This window comes from Coriobacteriia bacterium (assembly GCA_014859305.1).
In the GTDB taxonomy this organism is placed as follows: domain Bacteria; phylum Actinomycetota; class Coriobacteriia; order Anaerosomatales; family Kmv31; genus Kmv31.
In genome coordinates this window covers 13,599-34,378 of sequence record JACUUM010000028.1, presented here as the reverse complement: position 1 = coordinate 34,378, position 20,780 = coordinate 13,599, and the positions used below count along the sequence as shown (strand labels likewise).

The window sequence follows — 20,780 nt, the reverse complement described above, 5'->3', positions numbered from 1 at the left end:
CCGGCGCGGCTTCTCCACCGGCGCGGCGTGGCGTGCCGCTTCCGCCGCGCTGGGGCAGGACGGCCGCAGCCGCTCCGAAGCCGACGGTGGATGAGCAGGCGGCAGGAGCCGTGAGCGGGCGGCGGGCAGGACACCACCTGCCTTCGCGGTGCGAACGCCTACGCTCCGTCCACCTTGACCGGCGGGTTCCTCGGCTATAGCATTGGCATCGGCAAATGTGATCATCCCGCTCCGCAGTGGAGCGGTGTGTGCGTGTGAGAGGCTTGTACGGCACGTCCCCCGGAAGGACCGGGGGGTCGCCGTGTACCCGCGTTGAGACCTTGCGCCGACCGCGCGCACAACGAATCGCACTTGCCGGGCGCCGTGCGTCCGGCTTTTCCGTTCTTCGGCCCCCGGCGGGCTGAAGCCGGTGGAAGCGGTCCGAAGGTACCGCGAGCCGCCGCCGGCGCTCCATACCGCGATACGGATGTTTCACGGAAGGAGGAGCGCCATGGAGATCGTCCCTATCGTCGTAGCCCTGCTCGTCGGCGCTGTCCTCGGCTATCTGCTGTACCGCTTCTCCGTCGCCAGCAGGTACGATCGCGCCCGGCACTCAGCCGAGCGCATCGTCGCCGACGCGGACAAGCAGGCCGAGACGCTCAGGAAGGAGGCGCTGCTCGAGGCGAAGGACGAGATCTTCCGCATGCGAGCCGACGCGGAGGAGGAAGCCAAGGAGCGCCGCAAGGAACTCGGGGGCCTCGAGAACCGGCTGATACAGCGCGAGGAGAGCATCGAGCGCCGAGCCGAGAGCCTCGACAAGCGCGAGCACCAGCTCGCAAGCATCCAGGGGCAGGTCGATAAGCGTGCCGCCGACCTCGAGGAGCTCATCGCCGAGGAGCGCGACCGCCTCGAGTCGCTGGCCGGCATGACGGCCGAGGACGCCAAGAGCGAACTGCTCGGCCGCATCGCGGACGACGTGAAGCGAGAGGCCGCGACGTTCATCCGCGACGCGGAGATGCGCGCCCGCGAAGACGCGGACAAGAAGGCGCGCAACATCGTCGGCATCGCGATCCAGCGCGTCGCCGCCGACCACACGGCGGAATCCACCGTGTCGGTCGTGCATATCCCGTCCGACGACATGAAGGGCCGGATCATCGGGCGCGAGGGGCGAAACATCCGGGCCTTCGAGCAGCTCACGGGCATCAACCTCATCATCGACGACACCCCCGAGGCGGTCATACTCTCCAGCTTCGATCCCGTGCGCCGAGAGGTGGGACGCCTCACGCTGGAGAGCCTCATAGCCGACGGCCGGATCCACCCCGCGCGGATAGAGGAGATGTTCAAGAAGGCCGAATCGCTCGTCGACGGCCAGATCCACGAGGCCGGGGAGCAGGCCGCCTTCGAGGGCGGCGTCCACAACCTGCATCCCGAGCTCATCCGCACGCTGGGACGGCTCAGGTTCCGCACCTCCTACGGGCAGAACGTGCTCAAACACAGCCTCGAGGTCGCGCACCTCGCCGGCGTCATGGCGGCCGAGCTCGGTATCGACGCGAAGCTCGCCAAGCGGGCCGGGCTGCTGCACGACGTCGGCAAGGCGATCGACCACGAGGTCGAAGGACCGCACGCCACCATCGGCGCCGACCTCGCCAAGCGTCTCGGGGAGTCCAAGCCCATCCTGCACGCGATCGAGGCGCACCACGGCGACGTGGAGCCCGCCACGGTGGAGGCGGTGCTCGTTCAGGCCGCCGACGCGGTCTCCGCGGCGCGCCCCGGCGCCCGTCGCGAGACGCTCGAGAGCTACATCAAGCGCCTCGAGAAGCTCGAGGCGCTGGCCGAGGGCCACAAGGGCGTCGAGAAGACCTACGCCATGCAGGCCGGGCGCGAGATCCGCGTCATGGTCAAACCCGACGACATCTCGGATGCCGACGCCGTCGTGCTCGCGCGCGACATCGCCAAGCAGATCGAGGAGGAGATGGAGTACCCGGGCCAGATCAAGGTCATGGTCATCCGCGAGAGCCGCGCGGTCGAGTACGCCAAGTAGCGGTATCGGCGGTCCGCCGGGGAGCGGTCGTCGGACCCGACCTCCCGTGACAGAGCCGGCCGGTCGCGGTACCATCGGTCTCGGCTACCAGCCATGCGAGAAGGCCGCCTGCGGGCGGCCTTCCGCGCGCCCGGCTCCCTTCCCGGCACCGCCTTCGTCTCGGGCGGCCCGTACCGGCGCTCCTCCGGCGCGCTACCGCGCGGCCCGGCTCGCCGCTACACTTGGGCCATGCCCGCAGACGACCTCATCGACTTCGTGTCCGCAGTCTCCGGAGAGGCCTACCTCAAGGTGGAGGAGTCCCTCGGCGACGGGTTCGTGCGCCTTCGCACCGCGGAGGCCGAGCGCCGGCAGGCCAAGCACGACATCCGCTCGTTCGAGGACGTCGTCGTGGAACTGCTGCGCAACTCTCGCGACGCCCACGCCCAGCAGGTCTTCCTCGCGAACTCGCGAGAGGGCGACACGCGGACGCTCACGGTCATCGACGACGGCGTCGGCGTGCCGCCGCACCTGCACGACGCCGTCTTCGAGCCGCGCGTGACCTCCAAGCTCGAGACGATGGTGATGGACCGGTGGGGCGTGCACGGCAGGGGGATGGCGCTGTTCTCGGTGCGGTCGAACACCGTGAGCGCGCGAGTGTCCGATTCCGCCGTCCACAAAGGGACCGCCTTGACGGTCGTCTCGGACGTGACCACGCTCGGCGAGAGGGCGGACCAGTCGACGTGGCCGGTCGTCGAGCGCGACGAGGCGGGCTCGCTGCGGGTGCTCAAGGGACCGCACAACGTGACGCGCCGCGTGCTGGAGTTCGCCTGCGAGCACCCCGAACTGGACGTCTTCCTCGGCAGCCCCGCCGAGGTCCTGGCTACGCTGCACGCGCTGGCCCGCGACCGTCTGGACACCTCCGACCTGCTCTTCTGCGACGACCTGACCCGCCTGCCCGTATGGCAGCGGCCCGCCGCGTGCTCGGACGCCGCCGAGCTCACCGCCACCGCGGGGCTCCTCGGGCTGGAGGTCTCGGAACGGACCGCTCATCGCGTGTTCGCCGGCGAGCTCGCGCCGCTGGACACGGTCGTCCACCACGCGCTCGTGGAGGACGAGCCGGCACCGGCGCCGGCGCCCGACATCTACCGGGACCGCAGGGGACTGCGTCTCCATCACACCGACCTGTCCGCGTTCAAGCGCGACCTGGAGGACGCGTTCGACCGTCTCGCCGAGCGGTACTACCTGAGCCTGCGGGGCGAGCCGAGGATCTCGGTCGGACGCGACGCCATACGCGTCCGCTTCGACGTCGACAAGGAGGATTGAGAGCCGCGGCATGCGTCGTCACGCCTGCGATCGCAGGCGTCCCCGCGCTTGCGACCTGCTATACTCCTTCACGGGACACTACCAGGTTCTGCCATAGCGAGACCCGCATACGTGCAGGAGCGCGGCGCTGGCGCGAGTCGGCGCGACGGTCGCGTACACACCAGACACGCACTTCAGGTCACAGGCTCATCGCAGCAGGGAGGAACGGGTGGAGGTCCTGAAGGTCTCCAGCAAGTCGAACCCGAACTCGGTCGCCGGCGCCCTGGCGGGCGTGATCCGGGAACAGGGCGCGGTCGAGATCCAGACCGTTGGCGCCGGCGCGCTCAACCAGGCGGTCAAGGCGATCGCGATCGCCCGGGGGTTCATCGCCCCCTCGGGCCTCGAGCTCACCTGCGTCCCGGCCTTCGCCGACATCGTCATCAACGGCGAGGAGCGCACCGCGATCCGATTGCTCGTCGAACCGCGGGACATGCGCCGTACGAGCACCTGAGAGGAGCGCGGCTGAGGTGCCGCTCGACCTCCACGTGCACTCCACCGCTTCCGACGGCACCGTCGCGCCGCGCGACATAGTGAGGCATGCCGCGCACCTCGGCCTCGGCGCCCTCGCCATCGCCGACCACGACTCGGTGTCCGGTCTCGACGCCGCACTGGACGAGGCCGACGACGCCGGTATCACGCTGGTGCCGGCGGTGGAGCTGTCCGCGAGCCATGAGGGCCGCTCCATCCACGTCCTCGGCTACTTCATCGAACACACCCGCGAGGCGTTCCTCGTCGAGCTCACGCGGCTGCGCGCCGCTCGGCTGCGAAGGGCCGAACGGATGGTGGAAGCCCTCGTGGAGGCCGGACACGACCTCGAGCTCGGCGACGTGCTGCGTCTCGCGGACGGCGGAGCCGTAGGCCGCTCGCACGTCGCCCGCGCGCTCGTGGACGCGGGGCACGCCGATACCGTGGAGGAGGCCTTCCGGCGCTACGTGGGGCGCGGCAAGCCCTTCTACGTCCCGAAGCCGGCCACGCCCCCGGAGGACACCGTGAGGCTCATCAGGGAGGCGGGCGGGGTGGCCGTTCTCGCGCATCCCGGCGTGACGCGGGTGGACGACCTCATCGAGATGCTCGCGGCAGCCGGGCTCGGGGGACTGGAGGCCTTCCACGGCGAGCACGACGCCCCCACTCGCGAGCGCTACGCCCGCCTGGCCCGCGACCTCGGGCTCGTGATCACGGGAGGCTCCGACTACCACGGCCCGGGGCAGGGACCGGGCTGCGCCCTGGGCGCGGCGGGCGTGCCGGACTGGGTGCTCGACGAGCTGCGCGAGGCCGCGGGGCGCCGAGGTGACGCGAAGGCGTAGGCCCGCGCCGAGTGCCGCCGGGCGCACGCTCCTTCATCGCCCCGTGCCTGCCGCTCCTCGGCATCCCGCATGCTACGATACGCGCGCCATGAGGACCTTCCACGTCCGCACCTTCGGGTGCCAGATGAACAAGCACGACTCCGAGCGCATCGCGGGGCTGCTGTCGGCGCAGGGCATGCGGCCCGCTGAGGACCCGCGCGACGCGGACGTCATCGTCTTCAACACCTGCTGCGTGCGGGAGCATGCCGACGAGCGCCTGCACGGCCAGGTCTCCGCGCTGAAGTCGCTCAAGGCCGGCGGGAGGCCCGGCGTCCTGATCGCCGTGGGGGGCTGTGTCGGACAGCGCGACGGCGAGCGGCTGCTCGGCCGGCTCCCGCACGTGGACGTGGTCTTCGGGACGCACAACGTCGCGCGCCTGCCGGCGCTGCTGGCCTCCGCAGCCGAAGCTCGGGGCCCGGTCGTCGAGGTGCTGGACGCCCCGGACCCCGGCGGGTTCACGAGCGACCTGCCCGACGCCCGGGAGCACGTGTGGCACGCGTGGGTGCCGATCACCGTCGGCTGCGACAACTTCTGCAGCTACTGCATCGTGCCCCACGTGCGCGGACGCGAACGCAGCCGGCCGCTCCCGGAGATCGTCGCCCAGGTCGAGCGCCTCGCCGCCGACGGCGTGCGCGAGATCACGCTGCTTGGCCAGAACGTCAACAGCTACGGCCGCGACCTCTACGGCGACCCGGCCTTCGCCCGCGTGCTGCGGGAGGTGGCCGCCACCGGCGTGCCGAGGGTACGGTTCACCACCAGCCACCCGAAGGACCTCTCCGAGGAAACGGTCGAGGCCATGGTCGAGACGCCGCAGGTGTGCCGCCACCTGCACCTGCCCGTTCAGTCCGGCTCCGACCGCATCCTCGCCGCCATGAACCGCCGCTACACGCGGCGCGACTACCTGGCGCTCGTGGAGCGCCTCTACGACGCGATGCCCGACCTCGCGCTCTCCACCGACGTCATCGTAGGCTTCCCCGGGGAGACCGAGCCCGACTTCGCCGACACGCTGCGCGTCGTCGATACGGCGCGATACGACCAGGCCTTCACGTTCATCTACTCGCCGAGGGAGGGAACGCCGGCCGCCCGCCTGGAGGGACGCGTTCCGCGGGAGGTCGCGCAGGAGCGCTTCGACCGGCTCGTGGAGGCCGTCGGGACCTCGGCGCTGGCGAAGAACGTGCCCTACGTCGGCACCGTCCAGGAGGTGCTCGTGGAGGGGAGCTCCAAGCGCGACGCGTCGATGCTCGTCGGCCGCACGGGTACGAACAAGGTCGTGCACGCACCGATCGAGGGACACGGAGCCGAGGAGCTCGCCGGCACCTTCCTTGACGTGGAGGTCCAGGAGGCGCAAACCTGGTTCCTGCTGGGCCGCGTGAGGGCCCGGCGCGAGCCGGCGAGCGGCGTGGCCCGCGCGTGACACCGCCGGAAGAGGGGAGGCGAGGGGAAGGTGTCCTTCGACGTCTTCGGGGTCATCGCGCCGCATCCCCCGATCATGGTTCCCGAGGTCGGCCGCGAGCGAGCGGCCTCGACCTCGGCGTCGATCGAGGCGATGCGCGCGGCCGCGGAGGCCGTCGCCGCGTTCGACCCGGAGAGCGTGGTCGTCATGTCCCCGCACGCGCCGGCGCTGCGCGACGCCTTCGTGGTCGAGACCTCGCCGCGCGCGTCCGGGTCGCTCGCCTCGTTCGGCGCGGTGAACGTGCGCTCAGACGCCGCCATCGACACGGAACTGGCCGCTGCGATCCTGGACGAGGCGGACGCGCGCGGCCTCCCGGCTCTCGCCCGCGCCGCGCTGGAACCGCTCGCGCCCGGCGAGCTCGACCACGGCGTGCTCGTCCCGATGTCCTTCCTCGACCCCGCCGCCCGCCGTCCGCTCGTGGTGCTCTCGCTGTCGCTGCTGCCGCTGGCCGACCACCGCAGCCTCGGCGAGTCGGTCCGAGCCGCGGCGCAGCGCCTCGACCGCCGCATCTCATTCGTGGCCAGCGGTGACTTGAGTCACCGCCTCACGCCCGACGCGCCGGCCGGCTACTCGCCGCGCGCCGCGGCCTTCGACGCGCACGTCGCGGGAGCGGTGCGCGACGGCGACCTCGGCGCGCTGGAGCGGCTCGACCCGGAGCTTGCCGAAGAGGCAGGGGAGTGCGGACTGCGCTCGTTCGTGACGCTCTCCGGAGCCATACCCGGTGCCGCGTCCCGGCTGCTCGCGTACGAGGCTCCCTGGGGCGTGGGCTACCTGACGGCGCTCGCGGCCGCACCGCCCACGCTGGCTGCGGTCGAGTCCCGCGCGACCTCGGAGTCCGGCCGCAAGGGCGGGAAGCCGGGCGCACCGGAGGCGGGACTGCCCTCGCTCGCGCGACGCGCGATCGAGGCTTACGTCGGCGACGGCCGGGTGCTCGAACCGGAGGCCGGGGACGACCCGCTGCTCTCGCGTCCGGCCGGCGCGTTCGTGTCGCTGCACATCTCCGGACAGCTCCGCGGGTGCATCGGCACGATCTGTCCGACCACCGAGGACCTCGCCCACGAGGTCGTCCGCAACGCCCTGGAGGCCGCCACCGGCGACCCGCGGTTCCCCCCGCTCAGCCCCGAGGAGCTGCCGGAGCTCGAGGTGAAGGTGGACGTGCTGCACACCGCGGAGTCCTGCACGGTGGACGACCTGGACCCCAAGCGCTACGGCGTGATCGTCAGCTGCGGGTGGCGGCGCGGGCTGCTCCTTCCCGACCTCGAGGGTGTGGAGCTCACCGAGGACCAGCTGGCCATCGCGCGCCGGAAGGCCGGCATCGCCGACCACGAGGAGGTCCTGCTGGAGCGCTTCAGGGTGGACCGGTACGAGTGAGCCGGGACGAAGGAACGGCCCGGCCCCACCCGAGGGGGGACGAGAGCTCCTCGGAGGTCCCGGGGGCGGGCGCACGCGTACTGGCGGTCGTCGGTCCCACCGCCGTCGGTAAGACGGCGCTCGCCGAGGGCCTCGCGCTGCGGCTGGGCGGCGAGATCGTGAGCGCCGACTCCATGCAGGTCTACCGTGGGATGGACGTCGGCACGGCCAAGCCGCGGCCGGACGAACGCGCCGTGCCGTACCACTGTATCGACCTCGCCGAGCCGGGCGAGCCGTTCTCCGCCGCGCTCTACCAGGACTGCGCGCGCGCCGCGGTCGCCGACATCTCCGCTCGGGGGCTGCTGCCGGTGCTCGCGGGCGGGACGGGGCTCTACGTCCGGGCGGCGATCGACGACTTGGAGTTCCCGCGCGGCGAGAGCGGCTCACGGGAGCGGGAGCGGTTGGAGGCGCTGGCCGCCCGGATCGGCCCGGAAGCGCTTCACGAGCGGCTGCGCGGGATCGACCCCGCGTCGGCGGCGCTCATCCACCCGAACAACGTCCGCCGCGTGGTCCGCGCTCTCGAGATGGCGGCGGAGGGCGTCTCCTACGCCGAGCAGGCGCGCGGGTTCGCCGAGCGGCGCGCGGTCTACGACGCGACGTTCCTCGGCCTCACGATGGAGCGCGAGGCGCTGTACGCCCGTATCGGCGAGCGGGTGGAAGCCATGGTCGCCGCGGGCCTGCTCGACGAGGTGCGCGCCCTGCTGGACGCCGGATACCGGGAGGCGCTCACAGCCGCGCAGGCGATCGGGTACAAGGAGCTCGTTCCGGTCGCGGAGGGGCGAGCGGACCTGGGCGACGCGGTCGAGGCTGTCAAGCTCGCCACGCGACGCTACGCGAAGCGCCAGCTCACGTGGTTCCGCGCCGACCCGCGCGTCCGCTGGGTCGACGCCACGGGACTCGCGCCGGGCGGCGTGCTCGCCCAGGCGCTGGCGCTGCTAGAATCGGGCAGACGCGGCGGGACCGTCGAGCGAGGCTAGGAGGAGGCGCGCGTGGACATCGGCTTCACGAAGATGCACGGCCTGGGCAACGACTTCATCCTCATCGCCGACCTCGGCGGGGAGGTCGAGCTGGACGAGGCGGCGGTCCGGTGGTTCTGCGACCGCCACTTCGGCGTCGGCGCCGACGGCCTCATCCTCCTGCGGCCGCCCACCGTTCCCGACGCCGACCTGTCCATGCTCTACCGCAACGCCGACGGCACCACGGCCGAGATGTGCGGCAACGGCGCGCGCTGCTTCGCCAAGTACGCCGCCGAACGCGACATCATCGCGCGGGAGAGCCGACTGATCCGCGTCCAGACCCTCGGCGGGGTGCGCGAGGTGACGCTGCAGCGCGACGCTCTCGGCGACGTCGAGAGCGCCACGGTCGACATGGGCGTCCCACGGCTGCACCCGGAGGAGATCCCGTCCACGCTGCCCGGGGAGCAGGTCTTCGAGTGCCCGATCGAGACGGCCGCGGGGACGTTCGAGGTCACGGCGGTGAACATGGGCAACCCGCACGCCGTGGTGTGGGTCGACGACGTGGACGAGGCGCCGGTGGAGACCGTCGGCCCGCTCATCGAGACGCACGAGGTCTTCCCGGAGCGCACGAACGTCGAGTTCGCCCAGGTCGTCGAGGGACCGGAGGGCCCCGAGCGCATCCTCCTCCGCGTGTGGGAGCGGGGGGTGGGGGAGACGATGGCGTGCGGCACCGGTGCATGCGCGACGCTGGTGGCCTCCGTGCTCGCCTGCCTCACCGGCCGGGAGTCGGTCGTGGAGGTTCCCGGCGGCGAGCTCGTCGTCCGCTGGGCCGAGGACGAGCACGTCTACCTGACCGGCCCCGCCGAGGAGGTCTTCTCGGGAGTCGTGAGGGTGCCGGAGGGGTAGAGGGTCCGGACGCCCGGGGAGGCCCCGCTCTTCTGCTACCATGTGCGAGCGGCCGTCAGGGCCGCCGCCCGCTTCCCGCAGGTCGAGAGGAGCCCGTACCCGTGCGCACCGCGAACCGCATCGCCAACCTTCCGCCCTACCTGTTCGCCGAGATCGACAGGAAGAAGGCGGCCAAGGTCGCCCAGGGCATCGACGTCATCTCCCTGGGCATCGGCGATCCGGACACGCCCACGCCACGCAACATCGTCGAGCGGGCCGTGGAGGCCGTGCAGGACCCGGCCAACCACCGGTACCCGAGCTACTACGGCGCGCCGAGGTACCGCAAGGCGTGCGCGCGGTGGATGAGGACACGCTTCGGCGTGGACGTGGACCCTGAAGAAGAGGTGCTGGCGCTCATCGGCTCGAAAGAGGGCATCGCGCACGTCTTCCTCGCGTTCGCCGACCCCGGCGACGTCTGTCTCGTGCCCGGCTGCGGCTACCCCGTCTACCACACCGGCGGGATCCTCGCCGGCGCGGAGAGCTGGTTCATGCCGATGACCGAGGACGACGGCTTCCTCGCGGACTTCGAGAACGCTCCGGCCGAGGTCCTCGCACGCGCGAGGATGATGTTCCTGAGCTACCCGAACAACCCTACCTCGGCGGTCGCCCCGGACGAGTACTTCGACCGCGCGATCGCGTTCGCGCGCGAGCACGACCTGCTGGTCATCCACGACAACGCGTACTCCGAGATCGGCTTCGACGGCTACCGGCCGCCCAGCTTCCTTCAGCGCCCGGGCGCCAAGGACGTCGCGATCGAGCTCTTCTCGTGCTCGAAGGCGTACAACATGACCGGCTGGCGCGTGGCCTTCGCTGCCGGCAACCCCACCGCCATCAAGGCGCTCGGCACGGTCAAGTCCAACATTGACTCCGGCGTCTTCACCGCGGTGCAGGACGCCGCCATAGAGGCGCTGCTGGGCCCGCAGGACTCGATCGACGCGCTTAACGTGCTCTACCAGCGCCGCCGCGACCTCGTGATGCCCGCGCTCGCCAGGATCGGCCTGCGAGCTCAGACCCCGAAGGGCACCATCTACGTGTGGGCTCGCGTCCCCGAGGGGCACACTTCGACGAGCTTCGCCGAGCTCGTGCTCGAGGAGGCGAACGTCATCGTCGCAGCCGGCTCGGCGTACGGCCCCAGCGGCGAGGGGTACATCCGTATCAGCCTCACTACCCCCGACGACCGGCTCGAAGAGGCGATACGCCGCATCGAGACCTGCCTGTAGGCCTCGGGCGAGGATCTCCCCGGAGCTCCCTCGCTCACGTCCCCGCCCGACGAGGAGCCCGACCGGACACCCCATGGCAGAAGAACCGTACACACCGCCGGAGTTGCGCGAGGACGCACTGGGGCGCGCGATCCTGGTGGGCGTCGACCGCGGGGGTTCGCGCGACGGCTGGAGCATCGACGAGTCGCTCGAGGAGCTGGCCAGGCTCGCCGAGACGGCGGGGATCCGGATCGTCGGCAAGGTCACGCAACGCATGGACAAACCGAACCCGCGGACGTTCACCGGGGCCGGCAAGGCAGAGGAGATCGCGCGACTGGCGGAGTCGCTGCGCGCCACCCAGATCGTCTTCGACGAGGACCTCACACCGTCTCAGCAGTACAATCTCGAGGGGCTCATCCCGCAGGTCAAGCTCGTGGACCGCACGGCGCTCATCCTCGAGATCTTCGCGATGCACGCGACCAGCCGTGAAGGTAAGCTTCAGGTCGAGCTCGCGCAGCTCCAATACCTCCTGCCGAGGTTGAGGGGCATGTGGGGGCACCTCGAGCGCGAACGCCTCGGCGGCGGGCGCGGCGCGCGGTTCGGCGCCGGCGAGTCGCAGCTCGAGACCGACCGCCGCCTCGCCAGGAAGCGCATCGGCGAACTGAAGCGCGATCTGGCCCAGGTCGCGCGCGCGCGCCGCACGCAGCGCGCGGCTCGCGCCGCCTCCGGCGTCTTCCGCGTCTCGCTGGTCGGATACACGAACGCAGGGAAGTCCAGCCTGCTCAACGCGCTGACCGGAGCGGGTGCGCTGGAAGCCGACATGCTCTTCGCGACGCTGGACTCGACGACGCGGCGCATGGAGCTCCCCGAGGGACGGCTCGTCACGCTCAGCGACACCGTCGGCTTCATCAACAAGCTGCCCCACGGGCTGGTCGAGGCGTTCAAGTCCACGCTGGACGAGGTGCGCGAGGCGGATCTGCTCCTGCACGTCGTGGACACGGCTCACCCTCAGCGGCGCGAGCAGGTCCGCGCCGTGAGCGAGGTCCTCGGCGAGATAGGGGCCGCGGCCACGCGCCAGGTCACCGTCTTCAACAAGATCGACGTCGCCGACACCGAGGCGTTGTCGCGCCTGCGCGCCAGGCGGCCGGACGCCGTGTTCGTCTCCGCCTTGACCGGGCAGGGACTCGACGCTCTCGCCGGGCGTGTCTCCACGGAGGCCGCCCGTGACAGCCGGACGATGTCGCTCGTGGTGCCGTACACCCGGGGCGACATCGTCGATGCCGCGCATGCTCGCGCGCAGGTGGTGAGCGAGCGGCACACCGAACACGGCACGGAGATGGTCGTGAAGGCCCCGGCGGCGCTGTCGGAGCGTTTCGCCGAGTTCGAGACCGGCGGGGAGGGTGGCGGGGCGGGGCCAGACGGCACCGAGTGACGCCGCGGACGGTCCTCGGCAGGCTATAGGCGCCGGAAGAGCGCGACCACCTTGCCCAGCACGGCGGCGTCGCGCGTGTAGATCGGCTCCATCGCGGAGTTCTCCGGCTGCAGCCGGATCCGGTCGGCCTCCCGGAAGAAGCGCTTCACGGTCGCCTCGTCCTCCAGCATGGCGACCACCACGTCGCCGTTCGACGCGGTGCTCTGCTGCCTCACGACCACGTAGTCGCCCTCCAGGATCCCCGCCTCGACCATGCTGTCGCCGCGCACGCGCAGGATGAACGTCGACTCGCCGGCCAGCTCGGCGGGCAGGGGGAGGGTGGCCTCGATGTTCTCGGCCGCCAGGATCGGGACGCCGGCCGCGACCTGGCCGACGAGCGGCACGGCGGACACCTGCCCGTAGTCCACCGCCCGGTCGGTGTCCCGGTAGTCGAGCACCTCGAGCGCGCGCGGCTTCGAGGGGTCCCTGCGGATGAAGCCCTTGTCCTCGAGGGCCGCGAGATGGCTGTGCACGGTCGAGGAGGAGGACAGACCCACGGCCTCGCCGATCTCGCGCACCGACGGCGGGAACCCCCGCCGGTGTATCTCCGCGCGGATGAAGTCGAGTATCTGCGCCTGCCGCCTGGTGAGCTCCCGCTTGTACTCCACAGGGCACCCCCTCGCGAATGCGTGTTCGGCCCAGTCTATCCCGACCTCGCCGGCGTTGGCAAACACGCGTTCGATTGCCGCTTCCGATACGAACGTGTGTTTGGTAGACTGAGGGAACGTGTGTTCGCCTAGCGCGGCCCACGCGACGTCAGACCGGCGCGCTAGGCTCGGGACCGAGAACGCGATCCCCGTGCCGCGACCGGCCGGGGAAGAGGGGAGGACGCGATGGGAGACCGTACCCGAGGAGCCAGCCGCGGAGGTGCCGCGCGCAGCCGGCCGTCCTTCCTGGAGGCGGCCATCCTGTCCGCGGCGGTGCTGGCGGTGGGAGCGGCCGCCGTCCGGCCGGTCGGCGCGCCCGCCGCAACGGCGCCGACGACGACCGTGAGGGTCGCCCCGTCGGATACCCTGTGGTCCATCGCCAAGGCCCATCCTCTGCCCGGCGCGAGCACCGCGCGCACGGTGGCGGCGATACGCGCGGTGAACGGGATGAGGGGCAGCGACCTGGTCGTCGGCCAGGTCATCGAGGTGCCGGAACCGGGCGAGGCGTCGCTTGCGGCTCGCTGACCTTGCTCTCGGGCGCACGGACGATGTGGCGGGAAGCCGTTGTGGCCCCCATATCTTGTATGCTAGGCTCCGAGCGGAACCTAGATATGGGGTGTTCGTACGATGCGTTGTCCCTTCTGCGGTCATGGCGAGACGAAGGTCGTGGACTCCCGCACGTCCGAGGCGCAGGACGCGATCCGGAGGCGGCGCGAATGCCTCTCGTGCGAGAAGCGGTTCACCACCTACGAGCGCCGCGAAGAGACGCCGCTGATGGTCGTGAAGCGCGACGGCACGACCGAGCCGTTCGACCGGGGCAAGCTCCTCCGCGGCCTGATCGTCGCCACGGCCAAGCGGGACGTCCCGCGCGAGCGTCTGGAGGCGCTGATCGACGACCTCGAGGCCGAGCTCCACAACTCGTTCCGCTACGAGATCCCGGCGGTGAAGTTGGGCGACATGGTGCTGATGCGCCTGAAGGACGTGGACAAGGTCGCGTACGTGAGGTTCGCCTCGGTCTACAAGTCCTTCCAGGACCTGGACGAGTTCACGTCCGAGCTCAAGGACCTGCGTTGATGTCGAGGGCGATGCGCTAGCGGGACCTCCGCGCGGACGGGGGGACTGCTGCGAGGGTGGGGAGGCCGAGGATGGTCATGGAGCGCATCGTCAACGTCATCAGGCCCGCGCACGCTCCCGCCGTCGCGGACTCCACCGACATCGCGCTCCTCGTCTCCACGAACTCCCGCCAGGAGATCGACACCTGGGACCGCTCCAAGATCGCCGACTCGCTGGTGAAGGAAGCGGGGGTCGAGCCTTCCCTCGCCGAGGAGATCGCCGCCGCCGTCGAGGACCGCGTCGACCGTACGAACCTCATGACGGTCACAACGGCGATCATCCGCGAGATGGTCGACCTCGAGCTGCTCGAACGCGGGCTCACCTGGGCGCACAAGAAGCACAGCCACCTCGGCCTCCCCATGTGGGACGTCGAGCAGATCATCGGCAACGCCAACAAGGAGAACTCCAACACCACCCACAACCCCGAGTCGGTGAACCTCACGCTGGCCGAGACCATCCTCAAGGAGTTCGCGCTGCGCCGCGTCTTCACTCCCGACGTCGGAGAGGCCCACTACGTCGGCGACATCCATCTCCACGACCTGGGGTTCATCATCAGGCCGTACTGCGGAGGCCACAGCCTCGAGTACGTGAAGAGGTACGGGCTGAACCTGCCCAACATCACATCGGTCTCCAGGCCCGCGAAGCGCGCCGAGGTCCTCATCGGGCACATGGTCAAGATGGCCGTATCCCTGCAGGCTCACTACGCCGGGGCGGTGGGCTGGGAGGCGGTCAACCTCTTCTTCGCGCCGTACCTCGTCGGCAAGACGGCTGAGGAGATCGAGCAGCTGGCGCAGATGCTCATCTTCGAGTTCAACCAGCTCGCCGGGACCCGGGGCGGACAAGTCGCGTTCACCGACTTCAACCTCTACTACAACGTGCCGCGGCACTTCGCCGACACACCGGCGATAGGCCCCGGCGGCGAGTACACCGGCAAGACCTACAAGGACTACGAGCCCGAGGCACAGGCGTTCCTCAAGGCGATGTTCGACGTGTACCTGCGCGGCGACGCGACCGGCAAGACGTTCGTGTTCCCCAAGCCGCTGCTGCACGTCAACGAGGACTTCTTCCGCACCCCCGGCCACGAGGGGTTCATGGAGCTCGCGTGCCGGGTCGCGAGCAAGCAGGGCATCACGTACTTCGTCTTCGACCGGGGCGACGAGGTGACGGTGTCGCAGTGCTGCCGTCTCAAGCTGAAGCTCTCGCAGCGCCAGCTCGCCGAGACCCGCACCCCGGAGGTCATGCGCTTCTCGGCGCTGCAGAACGTGACCGTCAACCTGCCGAGGATCGCCTACAAGGCCGCCGGGAGCGATCAAGCGCTGTTCATGGAGCTCAACCGCACCCTCGAGCTCGTCGCTAACGCGCATGTCCAGAAGCGCGATTTCATCTCCTCGCTGATGGGGCTGGGCGCCGAGGGCCCCCTCGGACTGCTGACCCAGGACCTGGACGGAGAACCGTACCTCAAGATGGACCGGCTGACCTACCTCGCGGGTCTCATCGGACTGAACGAGCTGGTGCAGGCGCACACCGGGGCGCAGCTGCACGACTCCGACGACGCGCTCCGTTTCGGTCTGAAGGTGGTCTCCGCGATGTCGCTCAAGTGCCGGGAGCTCTCGGAGCGCCACGGGATCAACCTCGTGCTGGAGGAGAGCCCGGCGGAATCCGCCGGATACCGGCTGGCCAAGCTCGACATGAAGTACTGGCCGGACCTGGCCGCCTCGGTGGTCAAGGGCAACGTCGACACGGGGGACTTCTACTACACGAACTCCGTGCACATAGCCGCGGACGCCGGCGTCGACTACATCACGCGCGTCGAGAAGCAGTCACGGTTCCATCCGCTGATCGAGGCCGGAGCCATCGTCCACGTGTGGCTCGGCGAGAGCGAGCCGGACCCGGGAGCGATCCGCTCCTTCGTGGAGAGGACGTTCCGGAACACGCACTGCTCCCAGGTGGCGTTCAGCCCCGAGTTCACCGTCTGCGAGAGCTGCCGGCGAACGAGCCGCGGCCTGAAGGCGCAGTGCCCCTTGTGCGGGTCGATGGACGTCTACGGGGTCACGAGGATCGTCGGCTACTTCAGCAAGGTGCAGACGTGGAACCGCAGCAAGGTCGGTGAGCTGTACGACCGCGTGCGGACCGACCTGCGTGCGGAGACCGTGTAGGGGCGATCGCGACGGAGCGAGGAGGGACGCGTGCGCATCAAGCTGTTCGTCAAGGAGGACTGTCCTCGATGTCCGGCGGCCAAGCAGGCCCTCGGGGAGATGGAGGGGCTCGAGGTCTACGACGTCGGTGACGTCGAGGGGCTCACCGAAGCCGCGTTCCACAGCGTGCTCGCGACGCCTTCGTGCGTGATCGTCGACGCCGACGGCAACGAGCTCGCCTCCTGGCGCGGCGAGGTGCCCGACAGGGACGCCGTACGCCGGCTCGTCCTGCACTAGGGAGCCGGCATGGAGCCCCTCCACGAACGCACGGGGACCAGGCCGGTACCGGCCTGCCCGACGCGGCGCTTCGCAGGCTGGTTGCCGGCCGGGATGGTCGACTGGCCCGGCAAGGTGACGGCGACCATGTTCCTCGCGGGCTGTACGTTCGCGTGCCCGTACTGCCACAACCCGGCGCTGCGGGGGCTGGGGTCCTGCGCCCCGGACGGCTGGAAGCCCTTCGTGCGGCACCTTCGCGAGAAGCGCGCCTGGCTCGACGGCGTCGTCGTCACCGGAGGGGAGCCGACCGAGGACCCCGACCTGCCGTCGCTGCTGGCCGCCCTCGCCGAGGAGGGACTGCCGGTCAAGGTCGACACGAACGGCGCGAACCCCGCCGTGCTCTCGCACGTCATCGCCGAGGACCTCGTCGCTTACGTCGCGATGGACGTCAAGACCACATGGGAGCGGTACGACGAGGTCACGCGCATCCCGGGGATCGTGCGCCTTGTCGCCGAGAGCGCAGGGGTGCTGCTGCTCTCGGAGGTCCGCCACGAGTTCCGCACGACTCTGTACCCCGGCGTGGTCGACCTCGAGGAGCTGCCGCGCATCGCCGAGGACCTCGCCGAGGGCGAGCTGTACGCGCTGCAGCAGTTCCGCCCGGAGCGGACGTTGCAGCGACGTGCGGCCGAGACCCCCGCGTACACCTTCGACAAGGTGCTGCCCGTCGCCCGTCGATGCAACAGCCACATCCCGACGATCGTGAGGGGGCTCTAGCCGGTGGAGCTCCCCGTCCTGAAGCTGGACCCCGAGCTCCCGACGCCGCGCTACGCGCACGACGGCGACGCGGGGATGGACCTCTACGCCGCCGAGGACGTCACCCTCGCGCCGCTGGAGCGCGCACTCGTGCCCACGGGCATCGCCGTGGCGATCCCGGAGGGGCACGCGGGCTTCGTGCAGCCCCGTAGCGGGCTCGCGCTGCGCGCCGGCCTCAGCCTGGTGAACACGCCCGGCCTGATCGACAGCCACTACCGCGGTGAGGTCAAGGTGATCGCCGTGAACCTCGATCCCGCACAGGCGATACACATCCTCCGCGGAGACAAGATCGCCCAGCTGGTCATCCAGCCCGTGGTCCGCGCGATACCGGTGGAGGTCTCCACCCTGGAGGTCACGGCGCGCGGGGAAGGAGGGTTCGGCAGCACCGGTGTCTGACCTCCCGAGAGTCCGCGTCGCGGCCGTGCTCCTGATCGACGGCCGCATCGTCCTGGTGCAGCACGCCAAGGCGGGGCGGACGTACCACCTCCTCCCGGGCGGGGGAGTCGAGCGCGGCGAGCCCGTGGGTGAAGCGCTGACCCGGGAGGTGCGCGAGGAGACCGGTCTCGACTGCCGCCTCGTCCGGCTGCTGTTCGTGAGCGACACGATCTCCCCGGACGGGGCTCGCCACCTCGTGAACCTGACGTTCCTCGGCGAGGTGGCCGGCGGGCAGCTCCTCCGTCGCCCCGAGGACCCGCGCGTGGCCGGAGTCGTACTCGCCGAGCCCGAGCGGCTCGGGGACTACGACCTGCGTCCGCCGATCGCCGAGGAGTTGCGCGAGGCGGCGCGCGAAGGGTTCGAGGTGGAGGCGCGCTACCTGGGAGCCTTGTGGACGGAAGAGACCACGGAGCCCTGACCGCGGAGCGGCGCGAGGTGCATCCGCTCATGTGGATCGTCTCCGCCGCGTTCGTGGTCACTTACGCCCGATAATGTACCTTATGTAAAGTCGGGCAGCACCTAGTCGGCCTCGGGGTGCTCGACCGAGGGTGCGATGCCGTAGCGCTCGTCGAACCTCGACCGCGTGAGCCCGCGCAGGTCCTCTTCGGCGCCGTCCAGGAACAGGTGCGCCTCCCGGGGGTCTTCGAACTCGCCGACGCTCCAGCACGCCTCGTCGTCATCGAGACTCACGGCCTGCACGACGTAGAGGACACGCTGCTCGGGCTCCTCGGCCGCGGGCCGCCGGTACAGGACGTCCTCACGCCACTCGAGCTGCGGCTCCTCGCCCTCGTCCACACGAACGATGCGCAAGCGGTAGAAGTCCTCGGCCGCACCTATGGCCCTGCCCGCGCTCATTCCTCCACCGTGCTGTACTGCTCGCTGGCGTACAGCCACCCCTTCTCCCCGTCGGAGTCCTCGGCGTAGTGCCAGCCCCCCTCGGTCTTGAGCAGCTCGAGCCGCTCTCCCGAGCTCAGCCCGCGGATGACCGAGGCGTTCTTGTCGGGCTCGCGCCTGAAGTTCAGCCCGTCCACCTTCACGACCACGGTGGGTCCGCTCTCCTCGCCCTCCTCGGACCCCTCCCCCTCGTCCGGGGCATCCTCGTCATCATCCGGCTCGTCCGCGCCCGCGTCGTCCTCGGGAGCGGCCGACGAAGTGGTCTCCGCGGCGGGGACGGAGGGCCGCTCGACCCCCGAGGAACGGTAGCGGGCGACGGCGCCCAGCGCGTAGGCGAGCACGACCGCGAGCAGCAGCAGCGCCCCTACGGCTCGCAACAGCCTGTCCGTGGGGACGTCCCTCATATGTACAGCCCCCCTCCATAGACGGCCTCCTCCTCGACCCCGTGGTCCTCCTCCAGACGCACGATCTCGGCCTCGGCGGCGGCCACCGCGTCGCGCACGGCGATCAGGTCGATCCCGGCGAGCCGCTCGAGCACCTCCTCGGCACCCCCGGCGCCCGCCACGCGCCCGGCTTCCGTCCCCAGGCGCCACGCGGCGTCGGCGAGCAGCTCGCCGGCGCTCCACAGACCCTTGGGGAGCGGCATCCGGACAAGGTCGTCGGCCTGGACCTCCATGCGCGCGACCACGTCCGACAGCGACCGGCGGTCCTCGTCCCCGGGGTCGGCCGCGAACGCGGCGATCTCGTCGTCGGGCGCCTCGGCGAGCCGCACGACGACCGCGCGCAGCGTCCGCTCGCCCGCCCTCACCGCCTCGCGCCTGCCTATGAGGCGCACCACTCTCCGGCGGACGAACCTCTTCCAGCCGTACCGGACCAGCAGCGCGCCGCCGACGGCGAGCGCCACGGCGGCCACGGCCGCGAGGATGACGTAGAGAAGGGGTTGCTGCACCCGGACCTCCGAGTCCGACGGGCCCTTCGGGGCGGGCTCTCCGCGCTCCGCCCTCAGCAGCCCTCTCGCCGGTCGATCACGCGCTTCGCCTTGCCCGACGACCTCTCTATGGTACCAGGTTCGACCAGCGTGACCTTGACTTTGAGCCCGATGACCGACTGCAGCCGGTCGGCCACCTCGCGCGTGAAAGCGACCATCTGGGCCATCGAGTCGCTGAAGATCTCCTCGGCCACTTCCACGCGCACCTCCATGTCGTCCAGCCCGTGCTTGCGCTCGAGCTGTATCTGATAGTGGGGCGAGATCCCCTCGATGGCGCCGAGCACGTCCTCGACCTGGCTGGGGAAGACGTTGACGCCGCGCACGATCAGCATGTCGTCCGTCCGCCGGCGCACCTTGCTCATACGCGCCAGGGTACGTCCGCACCCGCAGGGCTCGTGGGACAACCGCGTCAGGTCGTGGGTGCGGTACCGGATGACGGGGAACGCCTCCTTGGTCAGCGTCGTGACCACCAGCTCTCCCTCCTCTCCCGGCGCCACCGGCTCGCCGGTGACGGGGTCTACGACCTCGGCGAGGAAGTGGTCCTCCTGGACGTGCAGGCCGCAGCGCCCCTCGCACTCGCCGCTCACGCCGGGCCCTATGACCTCCGACAGACCGTAGTTGTCGGTGACGACGACGCCCATCCGCGTCTCTATCTCCCGCCGGGCCCCCTCGGAGCACGGCTCCCCGCCGAAGAGACCCACGCGCAGCGGCAGGGCGGAGAAGTCGACTCCCATCCCCTCCCCCACCTCGGCGATGTACAGCGCGTAGCTGGGGGTGCAGACCAGTGCCGTGGTCCCGAAGTCCTGCATCATCATCAGGTGGCGCTCGGTGTTGCCCGAACCCGCCGGGATGACGGTGGCGCCCACGCGCTCGATCCCGTAGTGCATGCCCCAGCCGCCGGTGAACATGCCGTAGAGGAACGCGATCTGAACGAGGTCCGCGCTCGTCAGGCCCGCTGAGGAAGCCACTCGTGCCGTGCACTCGGTCCAGGTGTTGAGGTCGCCTCGCGTGTACCCCACGACGATCGGCTTGCCGGTCGTGCCCGAGGAGGAGTGCACCCGGACCACGTGGTCGAGCGGGACGGCGAACAGCCCGAACGGGTACGTGTCGCGCAGCACCGTCTTGTCGGTGAAGGGCAGCAGCGCGACGTCGGCCGGTGTCCGGATGTCCCGCGGGCGCACGCCGCGTTCCTCCATCTCGGCCCGATAGTGCGGAACGCGCTCGTAGACCCACTCGACGACCGACTGGAGACGCCTGAGCTGCAACTCCTCCAGGCGCTCGCGCGGCATCGTCTCGTACTCCGGGTTCCAGATAGGCATCCTCGGACCTCCTCGGCGTCGC

General features: G+C 70.6%; 22 protein-coding genes. 17 read left to right on the top strand and 5 right to left on the bottom strand.

Annotated features, from left to right (window positions below; all coding sequences use genetic code 11):
* Positions 1–490 precede the first annotated feature (490 nt).
* From rny to hflX, 10 genes are all read left to right on the top strand, one after another.
* Complete coding sequence (gene rny / locus IBX62_06595; GenBank protein MBE0476742.1) at positions 491–2,020, top strand: ribonuclease Y; 1,530 nt, start codon at positions 491–493, stop codon at positions 2,018–2,020.
* 228 nt (positions 2,021–2,248) lie between these two features.
* Positions 2,249–3,322: an ATP-binding protein gene (locus IBX62_06590; GenBank protein MBE0476741.1), complete on the top strand. Its 1,074-nt coding sequence runs from the start codon at positions 2,249–2,251 to the stop codon at positions 3,320–3,322.
* A gap of 208 nt (positions 3,323–3,530) precedes the next feature.
* Positions 3,531–3,812, top strand: coding sequence for a stage V sporulation protein S (locus IBX62_06585; protein ID MBE0476740.1), 282 nt, complete (start codon positions 3,531–3,533; stop codon positions 3,810–3,812).
* Between the two features lie 16 nt (positions 3,813–3,828).
* The gene (locus tag IBX62_06580) at positions 3,829–4,665 is read left to right on the top strand and encodes a PHP domain-containing protein (protein ID MBE0476739.1); all 837 of its coding nucleotides are present in this window, start codon (positions 3,829–3,831) and stop codon (positions 4,663–4,665) included.
* Positions 4,666–4,753: 88 nt separating this feature from the next.
* Positions 4,754–6,118, top strand: coding sequence for a tRNA (N6-isopentenyl adenosine(37)-C2)-methylthiotransferase MiaB (miaB, locus tag IBX62_06575; GenBank protein MBE0476738.1), 1,365 nt, complete (start codon positions 4,754–4,756; stop codon positions 6,116–6,118).
* Between the two features lie 30 nt (positions 6,119–6,148).
* On the top strand, positions 6,149–7,528 hold the full coding sequence (amrA, locus tag IBX62_06570; protein MBE0476737.1) for an AmmeMemoRadiSam system protein A: 1,380 nt from the start codon (positions 6,149–6,151) through the stop codon (positions 7,526–7,528).
* Positions 7,525–8,544 (top strand): tRNA (adenosine(37)-N6)-dimethylallyltransferase MiaA, encoded by a 1,020-nt coding sequence (gene miaA / locus IBX62_06565; protein MBE0476736.1) that lies wholly within the window; start codon positions 7,525–7,527, stop codon positions 8,542–8,544. The genes amrA and miaA overlap by 4 nt, the downstream gene beginning before the upstream one ends.
* An 18-nt stretch (positions 8,545–8,562) precedes the next feature.
* Positions 8,563–9,429: a diaminopimelate epimerase gene (locus IBX62_06560; GenBank protein ID MBE0476735.1), complete on the top strand. Its 867-nt coding sequence runs from the start codon at positions 8,563–8,565 to the stop codon at positions 9,427–9,429.
* Between the two features lie 101 nt (positions 9,430–9,530).
* Positions 9,531–10,688: an LL-diaminopimelate aminotransferase gene (locus tag IBX62_06555; GenBank protein MBE0476734.1), complete on the top strand. Its 1,158-nt coding sequence runs from the start codon at positions 9,531–9,533 to the stop codon at positions 10,686–10,688.
* Positions 10,689–10,761: 73 nt separating this feature from the next.
* Positions 10,762–12,099: a GTPase HflX gene (gene hflX / locus IBX62_06550; GenBank protein ID MBE0476733.1), complete on the top strand. Its 1,338-nt coding sequence runs from the start codon at positions 10,762–10,764 to the stop codon at positions 12,097–12,099.
* A 23-nt stretch (positions 12,100–12,122) separates the two neighbouring features.
* Here the strand turns inward: hflX and lexA are convergent, their stop codons facing one another.
* Entirely contained in the window at positions 12,123–12,746 is a 624-nt protein-coding gene (gene lexA / locus IBX62_06545; GenBank protein ID MBE0476732.1) for a transcriptional repressor LexA, read from the bottom strand.
* 225 nt (positions 12,747–12,971) lie between these two features.
* Between lexA and IBX62_06540 the strand changes: the two genes are divergently transcribed.
* From IBX62_06540 to IBX62_06510, 7 genes are all read left to right on the top strand, one after another.
* A complete protein-coding gene (locus IBX62_06540; GenBank protein MBE0476731.1) occupies positions 12,972–13,310 on the top strand; it encodes a LysM peptidoglycan-binding domain-containing protein in 339 nt (112 codons plus the stop codon).
* A 102-nt stretch (positions 13,311–13,412) separates the two neighbouring features.
* The gene (gene nrdR, locus IBX62_06535) at positions 13,413–13,859 is read left to right on the top strand and encodes a transcriptional repressor NrdR (GenBank protein MBE0476730.1); all 447 of its coding nucleotides are present in this window, start codon (positions 13,413–13,415) and stop codon (positions 13,857–13,859) included.
* 77 nt (positions 13,860–13,936) lie between these two features.
* Entirely contained in the window at positions 13,937–16,054 is a 2,118-nt protein-coding gene (gene nrdD / locus IBX62_06530; protein ID MBE0476729.1) for an anaerobic ribonucleoside-triphosphate reductase, read from the top strand.
* A gap of 30 nt (positions 16,055–16,084) precedes the next feature.
* Positions 16,085–16,330: a thioredoxin family protein gene (locus IBX62_06525; protein ID MBE0476728.1), complete on the top strand. Its 246-nt coding sequence runs from the start codon at positions 16,085–16,087 to the stop codon at positions 16,328–16,330.
* 9 nt (positions 16,331–16,339) lie between these two features.
* Positions 16,340–17,083: an anaerobic ribonucleoside-triphosphate reductase activating protein gene (locus IBX62_06520; GenBank protein ID MBE0476727.1), complete on the top strand. Its 744-nt coding sequence runs from the start codon at positions 16,340–16,342 to the stop codon at positions 17,081–17,083.
* 3 nt (positions 17,084–17,086) lie between these two features.
* Positions 17,087–17,518 (top strand): dUTP diphosphatase, encoded by a 432-nt coding sequence (gene dut / locus IBX62_06515; protein ID MBE0476726.1) that lies wholly within the window; start codon positions 17,087–17,089, stop codon positions 17,516–17,518.
* Complete coding sequence (locus IBX62_06510; protein ID MBE0476725.1) at positions 17,511–17,975, top strand: NUDIX domain-containing protein; 465 nt, start codon at positions 17,511–17,513, stop codon at positions 17,973–17,975. The genes dut and IBX62_06510 overlap by 8 nt, the downstream gene beginning before the upstream one ends.
* 101 nt (positions 17,976–18,076) lie before the next feature.
* Here the strand turns inward: IBX62_06510 and IBX62_06505 are convergent, their stop codons facing one another.
* The 4 genes from IBX62_06505 to IBX62_06490 are packed head-to-tail and all read right to left on the bottom strand — an operon-like array spanning position 18,077 to position 20,758.
* Positions 18,077–18,412, bottom strand: coding sequence for a hypothetical protein (locus IBX62_06505; protein MBE0476724.1), 336 nt, complete (start codon positions 18,410–18,412; stop codon positions 18,077–18,079).
* On the bottom strand, positions 18,409–18,855 hold the full coding sequence (locus tag IBX62_06500) for an SH3 domain-containing protein (protein ID MBE0476723.1): 447 nt from the start codon (positions 18,853–18,855) through the stop codon (positions 18,409–18,411). Before IBX62_06500 ends, IBX62_06505 begins: the two co-directional genes overlap by 4 nt.
* Positions 18,852–19,400 carry a hypothetical protein gene (locus IBX62_06495; protein MBE0476722.1) on the bottom strand — a complete coding sequence of 183 codons (549 nt, stop codon included), beginning with the start codon at positions 19,398–19,400 and terminating at the stop codon, positions 18,852–18,854. Before IBX62_06495 ends, IBX62_06500 begins: the two co-directional genes overlap by 4 nt.
* Before the next feature lie 53 nt (positions 19,401–19,453).
* Positions 19,454–20,758 (bottom strand): phenylacetate--CoA ligase, encoded by a 1,305-nt coding sequence (locus IBX62_06490; GenBank protein MBE0476721.1) that lies wholly within the window; start codon positions 20,756–20,758, stop codon positions 19,454–19,456.
* Positions 20,759–20,780 lie beyond the last annotated feature (22 nt).